Origin of the sequence: Patulibacter sp. NPDC049589 (assembly GCF_040675535.1) — a bacterium.
Classification (GTDB): domain Bacteria; phylum Actinomycetota; class Thermoleophilia; order Solirubrobacterales; family Solirubrobacteraceae; genus Patulibacter.
Map to the genome: position 1 here is coordinate 1 of NZ_JBFAPC010000101.1, position 21403 is coordinate 21403.

General features: G+C 74.6%; 18 protein-coding genes and 2 pseudogenes. 14 read left to right on the plus strand and 6 right to left on the minus strand.

Going from position 1 to position 21403, the window contains the following annotated elements; all coding sequences use genetic code 11:
• Nucleotides 1–816, minus strand: an 816-nt coding sequence (locus AB0L40_RS17815) for an XRE family transcriptional regulator (protein ID WP_364357399.1), incomplete at its 3' end; no start/stop codon positions are given.
• A 91-nt stretch (nucleotides 817–907) separates the two neighbouring features.
• On the opposite strand from AB0L40_RS17815, the gene AB0L40_RS17820 reads away from it, so the two are divergent.
• The 5 genes and pseudogenes from AB0L40_RS17820 to AB0L40_RS17840 all read left to right on the plus strand — a co-directional run.
• Nucleotides 908–1657 carry a bifunctional precorrin-2 dehydrogenase/sirohydrochlorin ferrochelatase gene (locus AB0L40_RS17820; protein WP_364357402.1) on the plus strand — a complete coding sequence of 250 codons (750 nt, stop codon included), beginning with the start codon at nucleotides 908–910 and terminating at the stop codon, nucleotides 1655–1657.
• Nucleotides 1658–2005: 348 nt separating this feature from the next.
• Nucleotides 2006–3208, plus strand: a complete 1203-nt coding sequence (locus AB0L40_RS17825; protein WP_364357405.1) for an LLM class flavin-dependent oxidoreductase — start codon at nucleotides 2006–2008, stop codon at nucleotides 3206–3208.
• A complete protein-coding gene (locus AB0L40_RS17830) occupies nucleotides 3205–4125 on the plus strand; it encodes an ABC transporter permease (protein ID WP_364357408.1) in 921 nt (306 codons plus the stop codon). The genes AB0L40_RS17825 and AB0L40_RS17830 overlap by 4 nt, the downstream gene beginning before the upstream one ends.
• Nucleotides 4126–4211: 86 nt before the next feature.
• A pseudogene (locus AB0L40_RS17835) lies at nucleotides 4212–4868 on the plus strand (ABC transporter ATP-binding protein); the annotation flags it as partial.
• Between the two features lie 276 nt (nucleotides 4869–5144).
• Nucleotides 5145–5966, plus strand: a pseudogene (locus AB0L40_RS17840) (PhnD/SsuA/transferrin family substrate-binding protein); the annotation flags it as partial.
• Here the strand turns inward: AB0L40_RS17840 and AB0L40_RS17845 are convergent.
• Complete coding sequence (locus AB0L40_RS17845) at nucleotides 5957–6367, minus strand: hypothetical protein (protein WP_364357411.1); 411 nt, start codon at nucleotides 6365–6367, stop codon at nucleotides 5957–5959. The pseudogene AB0L40_RS17840 and the gene AB0L40_RS17845 overlap by 10 nt on opposite strands.
• 109 nt (nucleotides 6368–6476) lie before the next feature.
• On the opposite strand from AB0L40_RS17845, the gene AB0L40_RS17850 reads away from it, so the two are divergent.
• The 6 genes from AB0L40_RS17850 to AB0L40_RS17875 all read left to right on the plus strand — a co-directional run bounded on the left by AB0L40_RS17850 (nucleotide 6477) and on the right by AB0L40_RS17875 (nucleotide 13795).
• Complete coding sequence (locus AB0L40_RS17850; protein ID WP_364357414.1) at nucleotides 6477–7472, plus strand: DsbA family protein; 996 nt, start codon at nucleotides 6477–6479, stop codon at nucleotides 7470–7472.
• 329 nt (nucleotides 7473–7801) lie between these two features.
• Nucleotides 7802–9166 (plus strand): hypothetical protein, encoded by a 1365-nt coding sequence (locus tag AB0L40_RS17855; protein ID WP_364357416.1) that lies wholly within the window; start codon nucleotides 7802–7804, stop codon nucleotides 9164–9166.
• A gap of 28 nt (nucleotides 9167–9194) precedes the next feature.
• The gene (locus AB0L40_RS17860) at nucleotides 9195–10589 is read left to right on the plus strand and encodes an NHL repeat-containing protein (protein WP_364357418.1); all 1395 of its coding nucleotides are present in this window, start codon (nucleotides 9195–9197) and stop codon (nucleotides 10587–10589) included.
• Nucleotides 10590–10702: 113 nt separating this feature from the next.
• Nucleotides 10703–10936: a hypothetical protein gene (locus AB0L40_RS17865; protein ID WP_364357421.1), complete on the plus strand. Its 234-nt coding sequence runs from the start codon at nucleotides 10703–10705 to the stop codon at nucleotides 10934–10936.
• A gap of 87 nt (nucleotides 10937–11023) precedes the next feature.
• Entirely contained in the window at nucleotides 11024–12229 is a 1206-nt protein-coding gene (locus tag AB0L40_RS17870) for a hypothetical protein (protein ID WP_364357424.1), read from the plus strand.
• A gap of 510 nt (nucleotides 12230–12739) precedes the next feature.
• Nucleotides 12740–13795 carry a hypothetical protein gene (locus AB0L40_RS17875; protein ID WP_364357427.1) on the plus strand — a complete coding sequence of 352 codons (1056 nt, stop codon included), beginning with the start codon at nucleotides 12740–12742 and terminating at the stop codon, nucleotides 13793–13795.
• Between the two features lie 62 nt (nucleotides 13796–13857).
• Here AB0L40_RS17875 and AB0L40_RS17880 read toward each other — a convergent pair whose 3' ends face one another.
• A complete protein-coding gene (locus tag AB0L40_RS17880; RefSeq protein WP_364357429.1) occupies nucleotides 13858–14943 on the minus strand; it encodes a TetR family transcriptional regulator in 1086 nt (361 codons plus the stop codon).
• Between the two features lie 170 nt (nucleotides 14944–15113).
• Between AB0L40_RS17880 and AB0L40_RS17885 the strand changes: the two genes are divergently transcribed.
• Nucleotides 15114–16100, plus strand: a complete 987-nt coding sequence (locus AB0L40_RS17885; protein ID WP_364357431.1) for an ATP-binding cassette domain-containing protein — start codon at nucleotides 15114–15116, stop codon at nucleotides 16098–16100.
• An 88-nt stretch (nucleotides 16101–16188) separates the two neighbouring features.
• Nucleotides 16189–17040: an ABC transporter permease gene (locus AB0L40_RS17890; protein ID WP_364357433.1), complete on the plus strand. Its 852-nt coding sequence runs from the start codon at nucleotides 16189–16191 to the stop codon at nucleotides 17038–17040.
• Between the two features lie 962 nt (nucleotides 17041–18002).
• Here AB0L40_RS17890 and AB0L40_RS17895 read toward each other — a convergent pair.
• The 3 genes from AB0L40_RS17895 to AB0L40_RS17905 all read right to left on the minus strand — a co-directional run bounded on the left by AB0L40_RS17895 (nucleotide 18003) and on the right by AB0L40_RS17905 (nucleotide 20762).
• On the minus strand, nucleotides 18003–18965 hold the full coding sequence (locus AB0L40_RS17895; protein ID WP_364357436.1) for a type IV toxin-antitoxin system AbiEi family antitoxin domain-containing protein: 963 nt from the start codon (nucleotides 18963–18965) through the stop codon (nucleotides 18003–18005).
• 589 nt (nucleotides 18966–19554) lie between these two features.
• Complete coding sequence (locus AB0L40_RS17900) at nucleotides 19555–20262, minus strand: cupin domain-containing protein (RefSeq protein WP_364357439.1); 708 nt, start codon at nucleotides 20260–20262, stop codon at nucleotides 19555–19557.
• 218 nt (nucleotides 20263–20480) lie between these two features.
• A complete protein-coding gene (locus AB0L40_RS17905; RefSeq protein ID WP_364357442.1) occupies nucleotides 20481–20762 on the minus strand; it encodes a hypothetical protein in 282 nt (93 codons plus the stop codon).
• A 47-nt stretch (nucleotides 20763–20809) separates the two neighbouring features.
• Here AB0L40_RS17905 and AB0L40_RS17910 point away from each other — a divergent pair.
• Nucleotides 20810–21403 (plus strand): ATP-binding cassette domain-containing protein (locus AB0L40_RS17910; RefSeq protein WP_364357445.1); only part of this gene is annotated, 594 nt, incomplete at its 3' end.

Below are 21403 nucleotides of genomic sequence, written 5' to 3' on the forward strand. Positions count from 1 at the left end.
GCCCGACCACCGCCACGAGCCCGCCGAGGACCACGGCCACGCGCACGACCACGGGCACTCCCACGACCACGCGTAGATCGGGCGGCCCGGGGTCGGCCCCGGCACGGTCCGCGACGGGGGGCGGCGGCCGCGCACCGGCGGCTGGGGCAGGACCCGGGGCGGGAAGGACTCGAGCGGGTGGGCCGGTGCCGGGTCGCGGGCCACGAGCCCCTCGACGGCCCCGATCGCGCCCGCGCCGTCGGGCATCGTCGCCGCCGGGACGGGGAGGGTCGGGAGGAACTGCCAGACCAGCGCGTGCGCCTCCACGTCCGGCGCCCCGTAGGAGTGGGGCCGATCGGCGGGGAAGCGCGCGAAGTCGCCCGGCTGGAGCAGCGCGGTGTGCTCGTCCGGGCCGATCTCGACCGTGCCGCTGAGCACGTAGATCTGCTCGACGACGCCGAGCGCGTGCGACTGCGCGTGGTGCATCGAGCCGGCGCCGAGCCGCAGCGCGAAGGTCTCGGCGATCATCGAGCCGAGGTGCGAGCGGTTCAGCAGCCGCCACCGCAGCGTGCGGCCCTCGGTGATCGGGCCCTCGTCGTGGCGGACGACCTCCGGGCGCACGAGCGGGGGCTCGGCGACGAGGTCCGTGAGCCCCGCCGCGAGCGCGCCCGCCAGGGACTGCAGCGTGTCGATCGTCGGGTTCGCCCGGCCGGCTTCCAGCTGGGTCAGCGTGCCCTTGGCGAGCCCCGAGAGCCGCCCGAGCTCGACGAGCGAGAGACCGCGGGCGAGCCGTAGTCGTCTGAGGTTCGCTCCCACCGTCTGGCCCGGGCTGGTCACGGTGCCTACGGTACCGACAAGTTCGGCGTGCATCGGTCGGCCCCGCCGCCGGTGGACATCCGTTCCCGGCGACCGCGCGTAGACTGGGTGCATGCCTGCTGCCGCCTACGCCGGTAAGGAGTGCGTCTGTCAGTTCAAGCGCGGGATCTGCGATCAGACCTGTGTGCAGGACATGCTGGACACGCCCTTCTACATCGCGTGCCTGAAGCTGCGCGCCCGCAAGTGCCTCGTGGTGGGCGGCGGTGAGCTCGGCCTCGAGAAGACCGAGGGCCTGCTCGCCTGCGACGGCGAGGTCGTCGTCATCTCGCCCGAGGTGCTGCCCGAGGTCGAGGCGCTCGCCGCCGAGGGCTCGATCACGTGGATCAGGCGCGACTACGAGCACGGCGACCTCGAGGGCAAGTTCCTCGTGATCGCGTGCACCGACAGCACCGAGACGAACATCCGCATCTACGACGACGCGGAGGAGCGGGCGATGCTCGCGAACATCGTCGACGTCCCGCCGCTGTGCAACTTCATCCTGCCCGCGATCGTGCGGACCGGCCCCCTGGCGATCGCGATCTCGACCGCCGGCGCGTCGCCGGCGCTGGCCAAGCGGATGAAGACCGAGGTCTCCGCGCTGTTCGGCGAGGAGTACGCCCGCATGGCCGTGCTGCTGAACGAGGTCCGCGGCTGGGCGAAGGGCACGCTGCCGACGTACCAGGACCGCAAGGCGTTCTTCGAGGGCATCGTCAACGGCGAGCAGGACCCGATCCAGCTGCTCAAGGACGGGCGCGAGAAGGACGTGATGGACATCATCATCGCGTCCCAGCAGCGCGCCGAGGCGGAGCTCGCCTCGGCCTGAGGCCCGCCGGGAGGTCGGGGCGCCATCGCGCCCCGCCGTCGCTGCACGGCCGGGTCCTGGACGAACGCGACGCCCGGCCGGCGTCGCAGGGCGAGCTCCGGGGCGGCCACGCTCCGTGCGACCGGGGCGCCGCCGAGGGGTGATCCTGGCGCCCCGCCACTCGATCGGGTCGGTTCGCCCCGGGCCATGGCGCGGACGCCGGACGCCCCGACCGCAGTTCCACCGAAAGGCGACCCGGAATCCCGTCGCGTGCCATGTAATCCGGACCCGCATTGCTACGTTTGGGAGACGGCACCGCGTCCGCGCGGCGCCGCGACCCCTCCTCCGACTCCCCGCTCGGAGCCCGGCATGTCCGTCACCCTCCACTGGTTCCTCCCCACCAACGGCGACTCGCGCAGCGACCTGAGCCTCGGCAACGCCGTGGGAGCGCGGGGCTCGCGCGTGCAGACCGGCGGGGGCGTGGGCGGAGACGGATCCCACCGGCCCGACACCCGCGACCTCGTCTCGCTCGGCGGCGGCGCCGACCGCGAGCCGACGATCGGCTACCTCGGCCAGATCGCCCGCACGGCCGAGCAGCTGGGCTTCGAGGCGGCGCTCACGCCGACCAGCACGTGGTGCGAGGAGTCCTGGGTCATGGCCTCCGCGCTCGCGGCGCAGACGGAGCGGTTCAAGTTCCTCGTCGCCTTCCGTCCCGGCCTCCAGTCGGTGACGCTCGCCGCGCAGATGGCGTCGACCTTCCAGCGGGTCACCGGCAACCGGCTGCTGCTGAACGTCGTCACCGGCGGCGACGACGTCGAGCAGCGCCGCTTCGGCGACACGCTCTCCAAGGACCAGCGCTACGCCCGCGCCGGCGAGTTCCTCCACGTCGTCCGCGAGCTCTGGACCGGCGAGCCCGTGACCTTCACCGGCGCGCACGTCCAGGTCGAGAAGGCCCAGCTCGTCGAGACCCCGGCGTGGCCGGACATCTACCTCGGCGGCTCCTCGAAGCCCGCCCTCGACGTCGCCGCGAAGTACGCCGACGTCTACCTGACGTGGGGCGAGCCGCCGGCGCAGGTCGCCGAGAAGCTCGACCGCGTCCGCGAGCGCGCCGACCTCGCCGGCCGCGAGCTGCGCTTCGGCATCCGCCTGCACGTCATCGCCCGCCCGACCTCCGAGGAGGCGTGGGCGCAGGCCGACAAGCTGCTCGCCGGCCTGGACCCCGAGGCGATCCGCCGCGCCCAGGAGACGCAGCGCGCGTCGCAGTCCGAGGGCCAGCGGCGCATGAGCGACCTGCACGGTGGGCGGACCGACGCGCTCGAGGTCTCGCCGAACCTGTGGGCGGGCGTCGGCCTGGTCCGTGGCGGCGCCGGCACCGCGCTCGTCGGCTCCTACGAGGAGGTCGCCGACCGCATCGCGGAGTACCACGACCTCGGCCTCTCGGAGTTCATCCTCTCCGGCTATCCGCACCTCGAGGAGGCCTACCACGTGGGCGAGGGGATCCGGCCGATCCTCAAGGCCCGCGGACTCCTGAAGGAGCCCGGCCAAACCGCTCCGACGCTCGTGCCGGCGTGAGCTCGGCGACGGACCAGGAGGGCGTGTCGGCCCCGACCGTCCGGGGCGTCGGCGGGTCGACCGCCGACCTCGCGGCCGGGACCCCGGCGGGCCGCTCCGGAGGCCGCGGGACGGAGGACCCCTCGGGCCGCGGTCGTAGCGGCCTGCGGACCGACCTGACGTCGGCGCCGTCGGAGCTGCGCTGGATCTCGCCGCTGGCGCTGATCGTCGTCTGGCAGCTCCTCTCCGTCACGGGCGTGCTGCCCGAGCGGACCCTCGCCGCGCCGAGCCAGATCGCCTCCAACGCGTACGACCTGGTCGTCCACGGCGACCTGCTCGAGGCCATCTGGGTGTCGCTGCGCCGCGCGCTGCTGGGCTTCGTGCTGGGCTCCGCCGTCGCGATCTCCGCCGGCCTGGCGGTCGGCTTCTCCCGCATCGGCGACGCGTCGATCGACCCGCTGATGCAGATGCTCCGCACGGTCCCGCTGTTCGGGCTCGTGCCGCTGTTCATCATCTGGTTCGGGATCGACGAGCTCCCGAAGATCCTCCTCGTCGCGCTCGGCGTGGCGATCCCGCTGTACCTGAACCTCGTCGGCGCGCTGCGCTCCGTCGACGCCGAGTTCTACGACGTCGCCGACACCCTGCGCCTGACGCCCGGGGAGCGCCTGCGCCACGTGATCCTGCCCGGCGCGCTCCCCGGCTTCCTGATCGGTCTGCGCCAGGCGCTGGGCTTCGCGTGGCTCGCGCTCATCGTGGCGGAGCAGGTCAACGCGTCGGCCGGCCTCGGGTTCCTCATCAACAACGCCCGCGACGTGCTGGCGACCGACACGGTGGTCGTCGGCCTCATCGCCTACGCGATCCTCGGGCTGCTCACCGACGCGATCGTCCGGCGCCTCGAGCACCGCGCCCTCCGGTGGCGCGAGGAGGTTGGCTCGTGAGCACCGTCGGCGACGGGTCCCCGACCCGGCCGGGCGACGACCGCGTCGCCGCGGCGACGGACGGCCCGGCGGTCGATCTCCGCGGCGTGTCCCGGCGCTTCGGCGACCAGGACGTTCTGCGCGACCTCGACCTGCGGATCGAGCCCGGCGAGTTCGTCGCCGTCATCGGCCGCTCCGGGTCCGGCAAGACGACGCTCCTGCGCGTCCTCGCGGGACTCGACCCCGGCGCGACGGGACACGTGCGCAGCGGGGTCCGCCCGGCCGTCGTCTTCCAGGACGCGCGGCTCCTGCCGTGGCGCTCCGCGCTGCAGAACGTCACGCTCGGACTCCGCGACGCCGACGCCGACGACCGCGGACGCCGCGCCCTGGCCGAGGTCGGGCTGCAGGGCCGCGAGTCGGCCTGGCCGCGGCAGCTCTCGGGCGGCCAACGCCAGCGCGTCGCGCTGGCCCGCGGGCTCGTCCGCGACCCCGACCTGCTGCTGCTCGACGAGCCGTTCTCGGCGCTGGACGCCCTGACCCGCTCCTCGGTCCAGGGCCTCGTCACGGAGCTGTGGGAGCGCCACCGCCCGGCCGTCCTGCTCGTCACGCACGACGTCACCGAGGCGCTGCTGCTCGCGGACCGCGTCGTCCTGATCGACCAGGGACGGATCGTCCACGACGAGCGCGTCGGCGTCGCCCGGCCCCGCCGGCGCGAGGCCCCGGAGCTGATCGCCGCGAGCGCCGCGCTGCTCCGCCGCCTGGGCGACGAGCGGGACGACGCCGCGACCGCGCCCGGGCCGGACGCCCGCCCGGGGCGCCGCGGCCTGCTGCCGCGGCTGAGCCTGGCGGCCGCGACGCTCGTCACGCTCGCCGTCGTGGGCTTCACGAGCGGCGCCGTCGGCGGCGAGGACGACGGCTTCCGCGTCGCGGCGGCGGGATCGGCCGCGGGCGTGACGCTGAAGGTCGCGGTCCAGTCCGACGGCATCCGCTCCGTCCTCGAGCAGTCCGGCGCGCTGAAGGGCGCGCCGTTCAAGGTCAGCTTCTCGCGCTTCACGTTTGGTCCGCCGATCGTCGAGGCGGTCAGCGCGGGCCGCGTCGACATCGGCTCGGTCGGCTCGACGCCGCCGATCTTCGGCGCGCAGAACCGCACGGACTTCCGCGCGGTCGCGACCCTGGCCCTGCGCAGCGGCGGCGACGACTCGATCGTCGTGCCCAGGGACTCCGACGTGCGGACCGTCGCCGACCTGAAGGGCAAGTCGATCGCGCTCGGCCGGTCGAGCTCCGCCCATGGCGCGCTGCTGCAGGCGCTGCACCGCGCCGGGCTCGGGCCGAAGGACGTCAAACTCGACTTTCTCCTGCCCGCCGACGCGCTCGCCGCGTACCGGACGGGCCGGGTCGACGCCCTCGCCGCGTGGCAGCCGTTCGTGACGCAGGCCGAGATCGACCCGCAGCGCCCGGCCCGCGCGATCGCGTCGGGGCCGCCGGACGACTTCGGCAACTACTTCGCCCTGGCGTCGAAGAGCGCCCTCCGGGACCCCGCGCGGGTCGCCGCCATCCGCGACTACCTGCCGCGGCTGCGCACGGCGTTCGAGTGGGCCGCGAAGCACCCCGACGAGTACGCCCGAGCGTGGTCGAAGGAGTCGGGCCTGCCGCTCGAGGTCACGCGCCGCGCGGTGCCCCTGCGCCTGCAGACCGTCGAGCCCACAGACGAGACGACCATCCGCCGCGAGCAGCAGCTGGCGGACCGCCTGGACGCCGACGGGGCGCTGCCCGGCGGGCACGTGGACGTACGGGAGATGATCGCGCCAGGGCTCGTGGAGGCGTCGGGGAAGGAGCGCCGGTCGCCGGGCGGCTATCCGTAGTTCCCCTCGGTGAACCAGCCGCAGATGTGGCCGAACAGCGAGACGGTCCAGCCGTCGGCGGCGTTGGTCGGGAGGTAGAACCCGGAGCAGACCTGGGTGTCCCCCTCGTGGTAGACCTTGATCGTCCGCATCCCGTGCGGGGGCAGCGTGAAGCCGCCGGCGCCCTTGTAGGACCAGGCATCCCGGTCCGTCAGGGTGGGACGGATCCGCAGCGACCCCTTGTTCAGGTTGCGGAACGACGCCGTCGCGTAGTAGCCGGGCCGGGTCGAGCCGTGCTGGTTGATGCAGACGATGACCTTGGTGGGCCTGTCCTTCGTGCACTTCTTGGCCGCGGAGGCGGACGGCGCCGTGGTGAGCGCGATGCCGCCGGAGACCGCGAGGGCGACAGCGAGGGTGCGCACGAGCCGGCTCAGCTCGCGAAGGAGCGCGCCCGCCGCGACGCAGCTCCACCTTCCCTGCGCACGGGACGCGGACGCCGTCGATCGGAGGGCATGCGCCAGACTGGCGCCCATGGCCCGGCCGGACGACACGGAGCACGAGGGGCACGGCCACGCGGCGTCCGGCGGGGACGAGGTCCCGGTCGGCGGCGATGCACCCCCTGAGATCGCCGAGGCGCCCGCCGCTGCGGACCACGAGCCCGCGGTGGGATCCGACGCCGCGACGCCGCACGAGGCCGGGAGCGACGCCCCACCGGCCGTCCCCGACGGGACCGCCGTCGCCACCGCCCGCCGGCGCCGCGGCCGGATCGCGATCGGGGCGCTCGTCCTCGTCGTCGTCCTCGTCGCGGTCGTCCTGGCGGTCGCGCCCTTCGGCGACCCCGCCACCAAGGGCGCGACGCGGACGACCGTCGCGGGCGTGCGGCTGGCGGGCGTGGGCGAGACGCAGCGGCTGTTCGACGGCGTCCCGCAGAACGGCACGCTCCTCGGAGATCCGAACGCGCCGGTGACGATCCACGAGTTCGCCGACCTCAAGTGCCCGGCGTGCCAGATGTACGAGCTCCGGGTCCAGCCCGAGACGATCGCGACGCTGATCCGCACCGGGCAGGCCAACCTGCGGATCCACTTCATCAACGTCATCGACCCGGGGCAGCGGACGACCGACGGGGCCGGGCTGATGAACGCCGCCTACGCGCTCGCCGCGAAGGACCGGATGTGGCCGTTCATCCACCTCACGTACTTCAACCAGGGGCCGGAGGACCGGGAGTGGGCGGACGAGCGACGGCTCCGCGAGATCGCCTCCGGCGCGCCGGACGTCGTCCCCGGGGACGTCTCGATCCGCCAGACCCCCGCGACGCGCGCGCGGACCGACGGGGATCGCCGCCTGGCCGAGCGCCTGGGCGTCCGGGCGACGCCCACCGTCTTCGTCGAGCCCCAAGGGTCCAACCGGTTCGGCCGGGTGGAGAACCCCTACGACGACCTCGCCGCCGCCGTCCGCGCGGCGACCCCCCAGACCGCACCGCGGTCCGTCGCGCAGTCCGGCGGGCGCGCGGGCGCCCCGGCGCTCTGACCGGGACGCTTCGTCCGGCGCAGGTCTCCCGACCTCGGCGAAACGGGCGCGCCGCCAAACAAACGTCTATGCGCCAGACGGGGCCGCTGGCCGGATAATCACGGGGTACGTGCGTTGTCTGCCGTACGCTGCCCGGTGCCTCAACCCTCGATCCCCCCGTGGGAGGCAGCGTGTCATCCCCCGAGTCCCCCGTTGCCGACGGGGCTCCGCCGATCCGGCGGGCCTGGTCAGCCTCCCTCGAAGTCCTCGCACCGCGCCGGTCTCCCCCGACCGTCCCCGCGACCGCACGTCCGGAGTCCGGCCCACGCCGCTTCGGCCGGCGATCAGCCGTGGCGCTGGTCGTCGCCCTCGCGTCGTCCCTGATCGCGGCCGACCGCTCAGTGGCGTCGGTGATCGTCTACCAGTGCGGGGCCGCCGTCTGCGCGGTCGACCCCGACACCAGTGCCGCCCGGCGGACGCTCACCGCCAGCGGCGAGGTCGCCGGCGTGACCGACGACGGGAAGACGGCGGCCTGGGTCACGGGCACGAGCCTCGTCGAGCGGCCGGTCGTCTCCGGCGGACTCAACCGGACGCTGTTCGCCGGCGAGATCTACGACTTCCCGCGGATCTCGCCCAACGGCGCGCAGGCGCTGTGGAGCTTCTTCCTGCTCGACTACGGCTGGTACACGTACCTGGCGCCGTCGACGGGGACGGGCTATCCGCCGGCCGTCGCGTCGTCGACCTACCAGACGACCCACGGCTGGATGGGCACCAGCGTCCTCGTCGGGCGACGCGGCTACGGCGCCAACAAGCCGCGCCTCTGCAAGGAGGTCGTCGGTGGTCCCGGCTGCGACACGCTGCTGGCGACCGAGCCGGACGCGAGCACCCAGGTCGCGTTCCCCGACGGGCGGCGCGACGGCGGCGCGATCGTCGCCATCCGCGGGCCCGAGTCGACCGGCGTCGGCGTTCCCGGTCGCGGCCGGATCTCGTTGTACTCCACGTCGACGAAGACGCGCGTCCGCGACCTGACGACCGCCACGACGGACGCCTACCCGTCGTTCTCCTACGAGGGCGACCGCGTCGCCTTCGAGCGCTCGGGGTCGATCTACGTCGTCGCCGCGGCGGGTGGCACCCCGCGGAAGATCGCCGCCGGGACCGCGCCGTTCTGGGGCGGCGCCCGGACGGTCCCGAACCCGCCCGACCCGCCGAATCCCCCCGACCCGCCGAACCCGCCCGACCCGCCGAACCCGCCCGACCCGCCGAACCCGCCCGACCCGCCCAAGCCGCCGACGACGCCCACGGACCCGGGCGGCGGCGGCTCGGGCGGTGGCGGAGGCTCGGGCGGCGGGACGGGCACCGGTGGCGGCTCGGGCACCGGGAGCGGTTCCGGCTCCGGCGGCGGCTCGTCGACCCCGACGGCGCGCGGCGCCCGCGTGGCGTCGAAGAGCCTGCGCTACCGCAAGGGGCGGATCGCCGTGACGGTCCGCTGCACGGGGTCCTCGACGTGCGTCGGCACGCTGCGGATCGTGAAGGGCAGCACGACGATCGGCAGCCGCTCCTACCGGATCGAGAAGAGCAAGAGCGCGACCGTCTCCGTGAAGCCGACCAACCGCGGCCGCCGCGCGATCGCGAAGGCCCGCAAGCACCGCGTCGCCGTCCGGCTGAAGCCCAAGAAGGGCGCCAGCGCCACCACGAAGCTCGCCCTGCGGCGCTGATCCCGTGCCGCCGACCCGAGGAACCACCATGACGACGCACGACGACGACCCGGTCGGCGCGGTCGCCGACCACGACCCGGTGGTCGCGGTCGCCCCAAGGGCGCCCGCGCGCCCCGCCGGGCTCTCCGTCCGCCACACCCGTCCCGCTCCCGCCCGTCGTCCGCGCGGACGGACGACGCGGCGGAGCCGGCCGGCGATCGCCGCCGGCGTCGCGGGCGTCGCGGCGCTCCTGGTCGCCGCGCCGGCCGCCGACGCGGCCTGGCAGCAGGAGCGCACGTGGAAGGTCCCCGGCGTCACCGAGACCGACGTCGCGCCGAGCGGCGAGGTGATCACGCGCAAGCGGGGAGAGGTCAAGCACTACGCGCCGGACGGGAAGCAGGTGCACGCCTGGTCGTTCCCGTGGGCCCCGACCGTGACGGTCGGCGTGGCGCTGGACGGCGACGAGGTCGTGATCGTCAGCGACGACGTCGACCTGGACGACTCCAGCTTCGTGACCACGCTGCGGACCTACGCCCTCGACGGCAAGCTGCTCGGCGACGTTCGCCCGTTCGTCCGCGACGTCGAGAACCTGGGCGGCGACCCGAAGGCCGGCAGCCTCGACATCGACGCCACGGGCGACCGCTACTACTCGATCGCCAATCCGAGCCTGCCGTCGATCCAACGGTTCAACCGCGCGGGCCAGGCGGTCTCGGCCTTCGGATCCACCGGGGCCGGCCCCGGCCAGTTCGGGAGGACCTTGCCGCACGTGGCCTCGGACGGCAAGGGTCACGTCTACGCCACGGATCCGGCCGGCGACCGGGTGGAGGCGTTCACGTCCGCCGGCGCCTTCGTGCGGTCCTGGGGGCAGTCCGGCACCACGCCGGGGAAGTTCCGGTCGCCGAACGAGATCGCGACCGACCCGCGGGGCGACGTCTGGGTCGCCGACGCGTCCGGCACGCGCCGCGTCCAGCACTTCCGGCCCGACGGCCGCCTGGTCGAGGTGGTCGAGGTGCCGGAGGTCGCCGGATCCACGAGCGGCGACCTGCCCGTCGTCGGCCTCGGCTTCGACCGGGCGGGTCGCCTGTACATCGCCACCAGCAACGCGATCGCGTCGGGCTCGCTGTCGGACGGCAACCTCCACGTGCTGAGCCAGGGCCCCACGATCACCTCGTCCTCGCTGCGCTACCGCAAGGGTCGCATCGCGGTCAAGGTGCGGTGCCCGGGGTCCTCGGCGTGCTCCGGCACGGTCAAGGTGAAGAAGGGCACCACGGTGCTCGGGAGCCGGTCGTACAAGGTCAAGGCCGGAAGGAGCGCGACGGTGTCCGTGAAGCCCGGGAGCCGCGGCCGGCGCTCGCTGTCCCGGTTGCGAAAGCACCAGGTCGCGGTCGTCCTCGCCCCGAAGTCCGGCGCGTCGATCACGAAGAAGCTGACGCTGCGCCGCTGAGCGCCGCCGCGATCCCGATCCCCCGACCCCGTCCGGACGACCCACGATGCACGATCGACATTGCCCGACCTTGGCTGCTCGCCGAGGACGGCCCGGACGTCCCCCGGCCGGTCGTGACGAAGCTCTGCGCCGACGGCAAGGCGCTGCGCGCGGCGACGGTGAACGCGGCCGACGCCCGGAAGATCGGGCGCGACCTGCGCGCGCGCTACGCCGACGACGGGGCCGGTGACGGCTGCGACTCCGGCCAGGTCGTCTCGCTCGTCGTCCCCGCCAGCCGCTCGACCCCGGCGGTCGACGTCCGCTGGCACCGCACGCTCGATGTCGCCGACTCCGTCGAAGGCTGCTGACCCATGACCAGATCTCGAACCCCCGCACGGTGGCCGATGCTCGCACCGAGCCGCCCCACCACCCGCACCCCGACCCCCGGAACGTCCATGTCCCCCCTGCGCATCCTCCCCCTGTCGCTCGCGGTCGCCACGGCGCTGCTCGTCGGCGCCGCGTCCGCGGGCGCCGCCGGCACCGCGACGCTCGACGGCACGACCGTCCGCTTCGTCGACCCCGTCGGTGCGGCCGACGACCTCAAGGCCTCGATCTCGTCGGTGCCGCAGGAGAACGACGTCGAGCGCCTCGGCGGGTGGCGCGTCGGGTTCCTCCAGTACGACCCGGCGACGACGCCGGGGGCGGGGTGCCAGGTCGGCTTCGTCTCGACCATCTGCCCGACCGGGGGCACGGTCCCCGGCGTCGCGATCGACCTCGGCGGCGGCAACGACCAGCTCGAGATCGGCACGAACCCGGCCGCGCCGGGGCTCAAGGCCACGATCGCGGGTGGGCCGGGCGACGACGAGATCGAGGTCTACCAGACGGGTGGGACCATCGACGGCGGTGCGGGCGACGACGTGATCAGCCCCGACAACCGCATGTCGATCAACCAGTTCCCGCCGGAGCCGACGCCGGGCGGCGTCATCCGGGGCGGCGGCGGGACCGACACGGTCGAGTACAGCAGCGTGCTGACCCCGATCGACGTCTCGTTGGACAGCAAGGCGAACGACGGCCGCAAGGGCGAGGGCGACAACGTCATGCCCGACGTCGAGAACGTGACGGGCGGCCCGTACGGCGGGGCGCTGATCGGGAGCGCCGCCGCCAACGAGCTGACCGGCGGCGGCAGCGCCGACCGCATCGTCGGCGGGGCCGGCAAGGACCAGCTCGACGGCCGCGGCGGCAACGACACGATCGACGCGCTGGACGGCGCCGCCGGCGACCGGGTGACCTGCGGCGACGGTGCCGACGTGGCCTACGTCGACGCGGGGGACCTCGTCACCAGCGAGGACGTGCAGGGCGGGACGCCGTGCGAGAAGGTCGTCTCCGCGCCGGGGGTGTCCTCGTCGAGGCTGCGCTTCCGATCCAAGCGGATCAGCGTGAAGCTGCAGTGCCCGAAGCTCAGCACGGCGACGTGCTCGGGCAGGCTCCGCCTGAGCACCCCAAAGGGCAAGAAGGTCGCCTCGGCCACCTATCGCGTCAAGCGCGGCAAGAAGGCGACGGTGGCGCTGAAGGCGCGCAAGAGGCCGGCCCGCCAGGCCGTCCTGATCGTCGCCCCGACGGGCACCGCCCCGATCGCCGGACGCGTGGTGAGCGTCCGATGAGGCGCAGGCTCCGTCGCATCGCCGGTCTCCCGGGGCGCGCCGTGCGTCCGTCGCGCACGACCGCGATGCTCGGCCTCGCGCTGCCCGCCGCCGTGGCGGCGCTCGCGCTCGGACCGGTCGCCTCCGGGCACGCGGCGACGACGGCGAAGCCCGGCGGTTCGTCGGCATCGGCGAAGAAGCAGGGCCCGGCGCGACGGTCGACGGTGGTCGTCCGGATCACGGGGCTGCCGAAGGGCGAGCGCCCGGTCGCCACGCTGCGCGGCCCGAGGCTCCGTCGGACGCTCCGCTCGGCGTCGTCGACGCTGCGGCGGGTGCGGCCCGGGCGCTACACCCTCACGGTCTCCGCGGCCACGCTGCGTCGCAGCCACGGCCCGCTCCGCAAGGGGGCCGTCGCCCACCCCGAGCAGCGCCGGTTGCGCGTCACCGTGCGCCGCGGCAAGACCGGCCGGCTCGCCGCGCGCTACACCGCGATCGTCGCGCCCGACAGCCATCCAGCACCGCCGCGCGTGAGTGCCGTCGAGCGCGCGCTCCCTCGACACCCTCGAGCGGATCGGGAAGTTCCCGTGCCGCCACAACTCGGCCGGGCAGGCCCTCGCGGAACGACCCGTCGAGGCGGGGATCCGGAACCTGCGCATGGACCGCTACTCGTGGAGCGGGTTCACCGGCCGGATCGAGCTGGCGGCCTCGGCGGAGCTCTTCGCGCGTCTGCAGCTCTCCGACGGCGACTCGCTGCGGTGTAGCGAGACGTTCGGCGGCGACTCGTTCCCGGGGCCGCCGATCCCGGTGGGGCTGCTCCTGATCCCGACGTTCTGGGGCGTCGAGCTGAAGATGAACGGCTCGGCCACGCAGACCGGGGGAGCATTCAGCCTCGAGCAGGCCTACACGTTCTCAGCGAGCCTCGACACCGCCCGACCCGGCGTGTTCGCGATGTCCGCCACGCCCCGGACGACGCTCACCGGCCAGATCGCGGCCGACTTCGACGCGAACGCCGCGCTGAGCTTCAGCGCGGGCGTCGGCATGCGGAAGGTGGCGAACATCCGCTACGAGCTCGGGCCGCAACTGGCGGTCACCGTGCATCCGGACGGCCAGTGCGAGTCGGTGCTGCGGGCCACGCAGCGCCTCTCCGCCGAGTTGGTGGTCAAGAGCTGGACGCTGGGCGCCCAGAACGTCCCGATCCTCGGCCCGATATCGCTCCCCGGGTGCACGGTCGTCGATCCGATCGTCGGCGTCTGGCGCTCGGACGAGGACGAGGGGGACGTCCGCACCGAGCAGGTCGGGCCGGACGCGTTCCGCATGGTCGCGCTGCAGGACCTCGACGTCGACGGCACGGGGAAGTGCATCTGGCTGACGGCGGGCAGCGCGAAGGAGATCCGTGGCAGTCGGGGGAACTACACCTCGAGCTTCGGCTGGGTCGACCTCGACAACTTCTGCTTCCCGGTCGACGACGACCCCAACGGCTCGATGCGGATCGACTCGCTGTTCCGCGATCGACTGAAGTGGTGCGGCAAGACCGCCGAGCGCAGCTCGTGCGACACCTGGACGCGCGTGAAGCCCGGCAGCCGCTGACGGCGCGGGCGGCGCCGAGCCGGTGACGCGCCGCGTCGGACGGGCGCCGGCGGCGCAGGGCCCTACGGCTCGCGCCCCGCCCGGCGGGCCTCGTGCGCGTCGTCGTGGGCGCGACGGATCTCGCTCCAGGCGGTCTTCGCCTGCCGGAGCGCGTCGAACACCTGCTTGCGGGCCTCGTTCGCGGCCTTCGCGGCGTCGGCGAGCTGGGCCCGGGCCCCGGCGCCCTGGGCGACCTGGTTGAACGACCAGAGCCCGGTGTCGAGCAGTCGCGCCGCGCGGTGGGTGTCGTCGAGGATCGCGTCGCGCAGGTCGCCGATCGGCCGGCCTTCGCGGATGTGTCGCTCGCGCGAGGTCAGCTGGACCTCCCACAGTCCCATCAGCGCCTGCGCGGCCACGTAGGGCTCCGGGTCCCGCGGGTCGACGCCGACCGACGCGGCGAGCGCGTCCCGGGCGACGGCGACGAGCTTCGCGGCCATCTGCTGCCGCGCGGCCTGCAGCGCCGGGGTCTCGTCGATCATCCGCAGGAACGCCAGGAACATCGGCTGGTATTCCGAGCCGAGCGCGTCGATGTGGGTGCACTCGCGCTCGATGAAGGCGACCATCGCCTGCGTCGGCGACTCGTCCGGGCCGCGGTCCGTCAGGGCCTTGCGGACGCCCTCCACGACGTCGTCCTCGCGGTCGAAGACCAGCGACTCCTTCGTCGGGAAGTAGTTGAAGACCGTCTTCTCCGACACGCCCGCCTCGGCGGCGACCTCGGACACGCGGACCTTGTCGAAGCCGCGCTCGCAGAACATCCACGTGGCGGTGTCCGAGATCAGCTGGCGGGTGAGGCGCTTCTTGCGCTCGCGCAGGCCCTCGTCGGGGCGGACGTCGCGCTCGTGCAACTCGCGGATGTGCCCCAGCGCCTCGGCGATCTTCGCCCGTGAGATCGGCGCGCGCTCGCCGGGGCCGATCTCGAACTCGGCGACGTCGGCGGGCGGCGGGGCGTCCCCGCCGGGCGGGGTTCCCGCGGCGTCGGCGGCGGGCCGGACATGCGCCTCGGCGGCGAGCTCGACGGTGCCGGAGGCGCTCGGGCCGGGGGAGGCCGCGACCGACCCCGCGGCCTCGTCGGCGGAGCGTTCGTCGTCTCGACCCACGGTGGAGCTCACGGGCGAAGTCTAGCAACGGTCCAGTTGCAGAAGATTTCTAGTGACTGTATGTTTCCGCGGACGCCGTCCTCGCCGCCGGCGGCGGACCCCGGATCGCGACGCGCGTCGTCGCCCCGGCCGGTCCCGTCGTGCCGCGTCGACGCCCCAGTCCTTCCACCACCGGAGCCTCCGTGCCCCCTGCCTCCCCCGCCGTCGAGACCGACGGCCTCACCAAGCGCTACGGCGACTTCACCGCTGTCGACGCCCTCGACCTGCGCGTCGAGTCCGGCACCGTCGTGTCGATCCTCGGCCCCAACGGTGCCGGCAAGACGACGACCGTCCGCATGCTCGCCACCCTCATCGCCCCGACCTCCGGGACCGCCCGGGTCGGCGGCCACGACGTCGTCCGCGAGGCCGACGCGGTCCGTGGCGTGATCTCGCTGACCGGTCAGTTCGCGGCGCTCGAGGGCAACCTCACCGCCCGTGAGAACCTCGTCCTGATGGGTCGCCTGCGCGGCCACGGCAAGGCCGGCGCGACCACGATCGCCGACCACCTGATCGAGCGCTTCGACATCGTCGAGTTCCGCGACCGCCTGATCAAGGGCCTGTCCGGCGGCCAGCGCCGCCGCGTCGACCTCGCCGCCAGCCTCGTCGTCCAGCCCCAGCTGCTGGTGCTCGACGAGCCGACGACCGGCCTCGACCCGCGCAGCCGCCAGGTCGTCTGGCAGACGGTCCGCGACCTCGTCGCCGAGGGCGTGACACTGCTCCTGACGACGCAGTACCTGGAGGAGGCCGACGCGCTGGCCGACCACATCGTCCTGATCGACCACGGCCGCGAGGTCGCCGCCGGCACGCCGACCCAGCTGAAGGCCCAGATCGGCGAGCAGCGGGTCGACGTCGTGGCGATCGACGCCGCGGGTGTCGACGGGCTGCACGGCGCGCTCTCCGCGTCGTTCGACGTCTCCGTCAGCCGCGGCAGCCGGACCCTGTCGATCCCCGCGCCCGAGGAGAGCCTGGACCTCGAGCGGATCGCCGCCGTCGTCCGCGCCTCGGGCGTGCCGATCGACGAGCTGGCGCTGCGCCGGCCGACGCTCGACGACGCGTTCCTGGCCCTGACCGGCCTGCCGCCGACGTCGGAGTCGCCCGGCGACGCGGCGACCGACGAGGTGGCGGCATGAGACCGCTGGCCGGCCGGCCGGTCGTCACGTCCTCGCCGACCCGCCCCATCGACCCACGCACCACCCCCGCCTCGACCGGAGCATGCGCATGAGCACCGAGACCCGCCCCGTCGTCGGTGGCACGCCGCTGCCCGCGCTGCCGCCGCGGCCGTCCGTCGCCTCCCGCTACGTCCGCGAGACCCTGCTGCTCGTCGGCCGCCAGCTGCGCACGATCCCGAGGGTGCCCGAGCGCCTGAGCGACGTGACGATCCAGCCGGTGATCTTCACCCTGCTGTTCCTCTACGTCTTCGGGTCCGCGATCGCGATCCCCGGGACGCGATACCAGGACTACCTGCTGCCGGGCCTGATCGGGCAGTCGATCGCGTTCGGCGTGATCGGCGCCGGCACCGCGACGGCGACCGACTTCTCGACCGGCGTGATCGACCGCTTCCGCTCGCTCCCGGTGACCCGCCTGGCCGTCATCTCGGCCCAGGTGATCGGCCAGGTGCTCGAGCAGATCCTCGGCATGGTCATCGTCGCCGGGCTCGGCCTGGCGCTCGGCTGGCGCCCCGACGTGGGGGCCGGCGACGTCCTCCTCCTGGTGTTCCTGATCCTGCTGGGCCTGTTCGCCTTCACGTGGTTCGGCGTCCTGATGGGCATGATCGTCCGCTCCTCCGACGCCATGCAGGGCGTCGGCTTCGCGATCGTCCTGCCCCTGTCGTTCCTGGCCGGCACGTTCGTCCCGATCGAGGGCATGGCCGCGGTCCCGCGCTTCATCGGCGAGTGGGACCCGATCTCGACCCTCGTCGCGGGCATCCGCCACGTCAGCCAGGGCACCGACGCCCACGGCTCCTGGCCCCTCGAGCACCCGGTCGCGGGCATGGTCCTCTGGTGCGTCGTGATCATCGGCATCTGCGTCCCGCTGGCGTTGCGCCGCTTCCGGACGACGAGCGCGGCGTAGGCGGCGGGGGCGGCCCGCGGGGGTGGGAGCGCCCGCGGGGGTGGGGAGCGGGGGCGCGCCTGTTCCGCCGGGGCGGCGGGTGTCGCGGGCGGACCGATCGGGTTCAGGACCCCAGGAGTACGGGACTCGATGCGTGGGCGTGGCCGCTGGCGTCGGGCGGCCGGTCGTCGGGTTCGGAACCTCAGGGGTACGCAACTCGATGCGGTGGGCGGTGGGCGGTGGGCGGCGGGCGCCGGGTGGTTGGTCGTCGGGTTCGGTACCTCAGGGGTACGCAACTCGATGCGTCGGCGGTGTCGGCGGTGGGCGGCCGGCGTCGAGCGGTCGGTCATCGGGTCGGTACCTCAGGGGTACGCAACTCGATGGGTGGGCGGCTGGCCCAGGTTGCCGTCGGGCCCGGCCGCTCGGTCGTCGGGTCCGGAACCTCGGCGGTGCGCAGTTCGATGCCTCGGCGGTGGGCGGCCGGGGCGGGCGGACCGGTTGTCGCCGCCCATCGCCTTCGGGACGTCTGAGGTGTGCAAGTCGACGGAACTGCGCGAGTCGATCGCGGTGAGGCCGCCCTCATCGAGTTCTGTACCGAGGAGGTATGCACGTCGATGAGACGCCCGGATCCTGCACCCGACCAGACCTGCCGCCTCCGTCCGTCTGCCGGCCCCGCCCCGCCCGCCCATTTGCGGGCCACGCCCGCCCCGTCTGCCGCTCGCCCGCCCGTCCCGTCGCCCGCCCGCCCGTCTGCCGCTCGCCCGCCCGTCCCGTCGCTCGCCCGCCCGTCTGCCGCTCGCCCGCCCGTCCCGTCGCCCGCCCGTCTGCCGCTCGCCCTCCCATCCCGTCGCTCGCCCCCCCCGTCCCGTCGCTCGGCCCGTCTGCCGCCCGCCCGTCTGTCGGCCCCGCCGACGCGCCTGCGGCCCCCGGCCCGTCTCGGTCACCATCCCCGCCGCAGTGGCGGGCGCGCACACGGGCGCAGGTCAGTCGATCACGGGAACTCCGCGGGCCAGCGCCGGACCGAGGGTCTCCCGGACGAGTCGACCGCCGTTCGCCAGTTGCTGGTGGTGGGTGTAGGACAGCACCGCCCACCCGCCGGCGATCAGCCTCGCGCGCTTCTCGTGGTCGTCCTCCCAGTGCATCAGGCCCGGGTGGAAGCCGCGGCTGTCGAGCTCGACCGCCACGCCGTGATCCGGGAACGACGCGTCGATCTCCATGCCGAGGATCGTCGCGTTCATCACCGGCCGCGGGAAGCCGAACTTCGCGCAGAGCGCCGGGAACGCGGCCTCCTGCGGGCTCCGCGTCCGCGGCACGTCCTCCCATCCGGCAAGGACCTCCCGCAGCCGCCCGGCGCCCCGGTGCCCGGGATGACGATCGAGCAGGGTGGTCACCTGTCGGTGGTCGAAAATCCGCAGGACCTCCGCCTGCGCGATGCACGTCCGGAGCGCGTCTCGCGAGACCACGGGCACCAGGTCGAGCACCGTCCGGGCGACGGTCGTGACCCGGAGGCCTTCGTGGACGACCACCTCGTCGGTGCCCATCGCCGGGTGGCTGAGGACGACGACCGCGGCGTGGGCGGGTCGACTCGTCGCCGCGACTGCCACCTCGATCCGCGGCGACGCCCACGGGCGTATGCCCCAGTGGGCACCGGCCGAACGCCGTCCGAGCGCTGCCCGAGGTCCGGCGGCGAGCAGCGCAGCGGAGGCCCGACCGGCCCACGTCAGCAGTCCGTGGCCCACCGAGTACACGCCGCGGTGGACCCGGTGGAGATGCCCGGACCGGGCGGCGCCGGTGATCTGACGGTCCGTCAGCCCGAGGCGGCGCAGCTGCGCGCGGGAGACGACGCCGTGCTGACTCGCGGCGAGCTCGGCCACCCGGAGCCAGGGCATCGAGCGCGACGCGAGGGGCGTCGCTTCGACGCGTGAGGACCCGGGCGCGAGCGGCATGTCTGCAGCGTGACCCCGGACCTGATGAGCAGGAGGGCCAGAGGGTGACGATCTGGCGCCGGACACGCACCGATTCTCCGAGGGCCTGCCGCGCGCGCCGGTCCGGCCGGCCGAGCGCCTGGCGCGCAGGCCGCCCGTGCGCCCGACGACGGTCCACACCACGATCGTCCATGAACGGTCCGGGGTCGCGCCACCGGGTTCGGCGCCGCACGGGTACCCACCTCGACGGAAGCGCGCCGAGCCGGCCCGGGAGTGTGGGGCCCATCGGATTCGGTATCCCAGAGGTACGGAAGTCGATGGAACCACTCGAGTCGAGCGCGGTTGCCCGGGCCCTCATCGAGTTCTGTACCTCAGAGGTACAGAATCCGATGAGACGCCGGCTCGGCTCGCCCGCCGGCTCGCCCCGCCGGCTCGGCTCGCCCGCCGGCTCGGCCCGGCCCGCCGGCTCGGCCCGCCCCGCCGGCTCGGCTCAGCCCGCCCGCCGGCTCGCCCCGCCCCCGCCTCCGTCGCCCGCCCCAGCGACGTGCGTGCCCCTTCGCCGACCCGGCATCCGCCCCCGTCGCTCGCCCGCTCGGCGTCCCTCGCCCCCTCACGCCCCCCAGAAGTCCTGCAGGACGTCCCCGTCCTTCGGGCACTTCGGGCCGACGGCGAGGACCTCCAGGCCTTCGGGGCCGGCGGCGAACCCGCGCACCACGTCCGGGGCGACCCGGACGGCGTCGCGGGGCGCCAGGTCACGGTCCTCGTCGCCGATCCGGATCCGTCCGGAGCCCGCCAGCACGACGTAGAGCTCCTCGGCGTTGGCGTGGACGTGTCCGAACGCGCTGCGGGCATCGGCCGGCATCCGGTGCAGGGCCACGCCCGTGCGCTCCAGGCCGAGGTCCGGGCCCGGGAAGCGCGACTCGCCCTGCGACCCGAAGCCGAACGCGGCCGCCTGGTCCTCGCTGTCCAGGAGCGACCGCAGCGTCACGCCGGGCCGCGGCGGCGGGAGCAGGCCGGCGCCCCCGACGGGCTCGAGCTCCGTCATCGCCGGGCGGCGGTCCGGGTCCAGCAGGGCCATCACGCGCGGCAGGCGCTCGTCGTCCTTCGACGCCTCCGCGGAGGCGAGCATGACCGCCCGGTCGTGCCAGCGCTCGTCGACGACGACCCGCTCCGGCTCGCCCGGCACCCGCGAGACGACCCACGAGTCGCACCCGGCGGTGCCCCGCAGCGACTCGCCGACCTCGACCAGGACGGCGGCCAGGTCGTCGCCCCTCCCGGCCTGGGCGGTGAACTCGACGTGTCGTGCGGCGCTGGGCATCGGTCCAGACTCACGCGGGCGACCTCCGGCGTCCAGGGCGGGACGGTCGAATGCGGACGACGACGGTCCGCGACCTCCCGTCCCTCGAGCGTCCCGTCCCTCGAGCGTCCCGGCCGGCCCGAGCGTCCCGGCCGGCCCGAGCGTCCCGGTCGGCCTCGAGCGTCCCGGTCGGCCTCGAGCGTCCCGGTCGGCCCCGAGCGTCCCCGCCGGCCCGCGCCTCAGCGCGAGCGCTTCTTGCCGCGCTGCGCCTCGAGCTTCTCGCGCGTGGCGCGCTGGGCGGCCAGCTGCTCGCGCCAGCCCTCGCCCCAGATGCGGTCGCGGTAGACCACGACGAACGCGGCGCCGCCGATCAGGGCGACCACGGTGGCGATGCCCTCGGGCACCCCCGCGACCGAGAGCACGGTCCAGAGGACGGCCTCGAGCAGGACCAGCAGGCAGATCCAGAACAGGCGACCGCGCCGCTGGGGCTCGTCCACGGGCGTCTTCGGGGTCTTCGCCATAGACCGCGAAGGGTAGGCGGTCCCGCGCGGCGTAGGCTCCCCGGCCGATGCCGCCGGAGGCCGAACACCCGACGCCGGGGCCCGCGATCGCCCTGGACGGGCTCGTCCGACGCCGCGGCGAGCGCCTCGTGCTGCGCGACGTGTCGCTGATCGTGCCCGCCGGGGCGACGGTCGCGCTGCTCGGTCCCAACGGCGCCGGCAAGTCCACGCTGCTGCGCGTGCTCGCCGGCCTGATGCGGCCGACGGACGGCGTCTGCCGGGTCCTCGGGCACGCGCTCCCCGCCGACCGCCACGGCCTGCGCGGCCGCGTCGGCTACCTCGCGCACGAGCCGATGCTCTACCGCGACCTCTCGGTCCGCGAGAACCTCACGCACCGCGCGCGCCTGCTCCGCGTGCCCGACGTCCCCGGGCGCGTGCGCGAGCTGCTCGAGGCCACGGACCTCGTGCGCCGCGCGGAGTTCCCCGTCCACGCGCTCTCGCGCGGCCTGACCCAGCGGACGACCGCCGCCGCGACGCTGCTGGCCGATCCCGAGCTGCTGCTGCTCGACGAGCCGCTGGCGAACCTCGACCCGTCCGCGTCGGCCCGGCTGGGCGCGCTGCTCGGCCCGCGCTCGGCGGTCGCGGCCGTCCGGGCCGGCCGC

Excerpts from the sequence above, each read along its gene's own strand:
- AB0L40_RS17820 (WP_364357402.1), top strand. The coding sequence starts at position 908 with ATGCCTGCTGCCGCCTACGCCGGTAAGGAGTGCGTCTGTCAGTTCAAG.
- AB0L40_RS17825 (WP_364357405.1), top strand. The coding sequence starts at position 2,006 with ATGTCCGTCACCCTCCACTGGTTCCTCCCCACCAACGGCGACTCGCGC.
- AB0L40_RS17850 (WP_364357414.1), top strand. The coding sequence starts at position 6,477 with ATGGCCCGGCCGGACGACACGGAGCACGAGGGGCACGGCCACGCGGCG.
- AB0L40_RS17860 (WP_364357418.1), top strand. The coding sequence starts at position 9,195 with ATGACGACGCACGACGACGACCCGGTCGGCGCGGTCGCCGACCACGAC.
- AB0L40_RS17870 (WP_364357424.1), top strand. The coding sequence starts at position 11,024 with ATGTCCCCCCTGCGCATCCTCCCCCTGTCGCTCGCGGTCGCCACGGCG.
- AB0L40_RS17890 (WP_364357433.1), top strand. The coding sequence starts at position 16,189 with ATGAGCACCGAGACCCGCCCCGTCGTCGGTGGCACGCCGCTGCCCGCG.
- AB0L40_RS17895 (WP_364357436.1), bottom strand. The coding sequence starts at position 18,965 with ATGCCGCTCGCGCCCGGGTCCTCACGCGTCGAAGCGACGCCCCTCGCG.
- AB0L40_RS17900 (WP_364357439.1), bottom strand. The coding sequence starts at position 20,262 with ATGCCCAGCGCCGCACGACACGTCGAGTTCACCGCCCAGGCCGGGAGG.
- AB0L40_RS17905 (WP_364357442.1), bottom strand. The coding sequence starts at position 20,762 with ATGGCGAAGACCCCGAAGACGCCCGTGGACGAGCCCCAGCGGCGCGGT.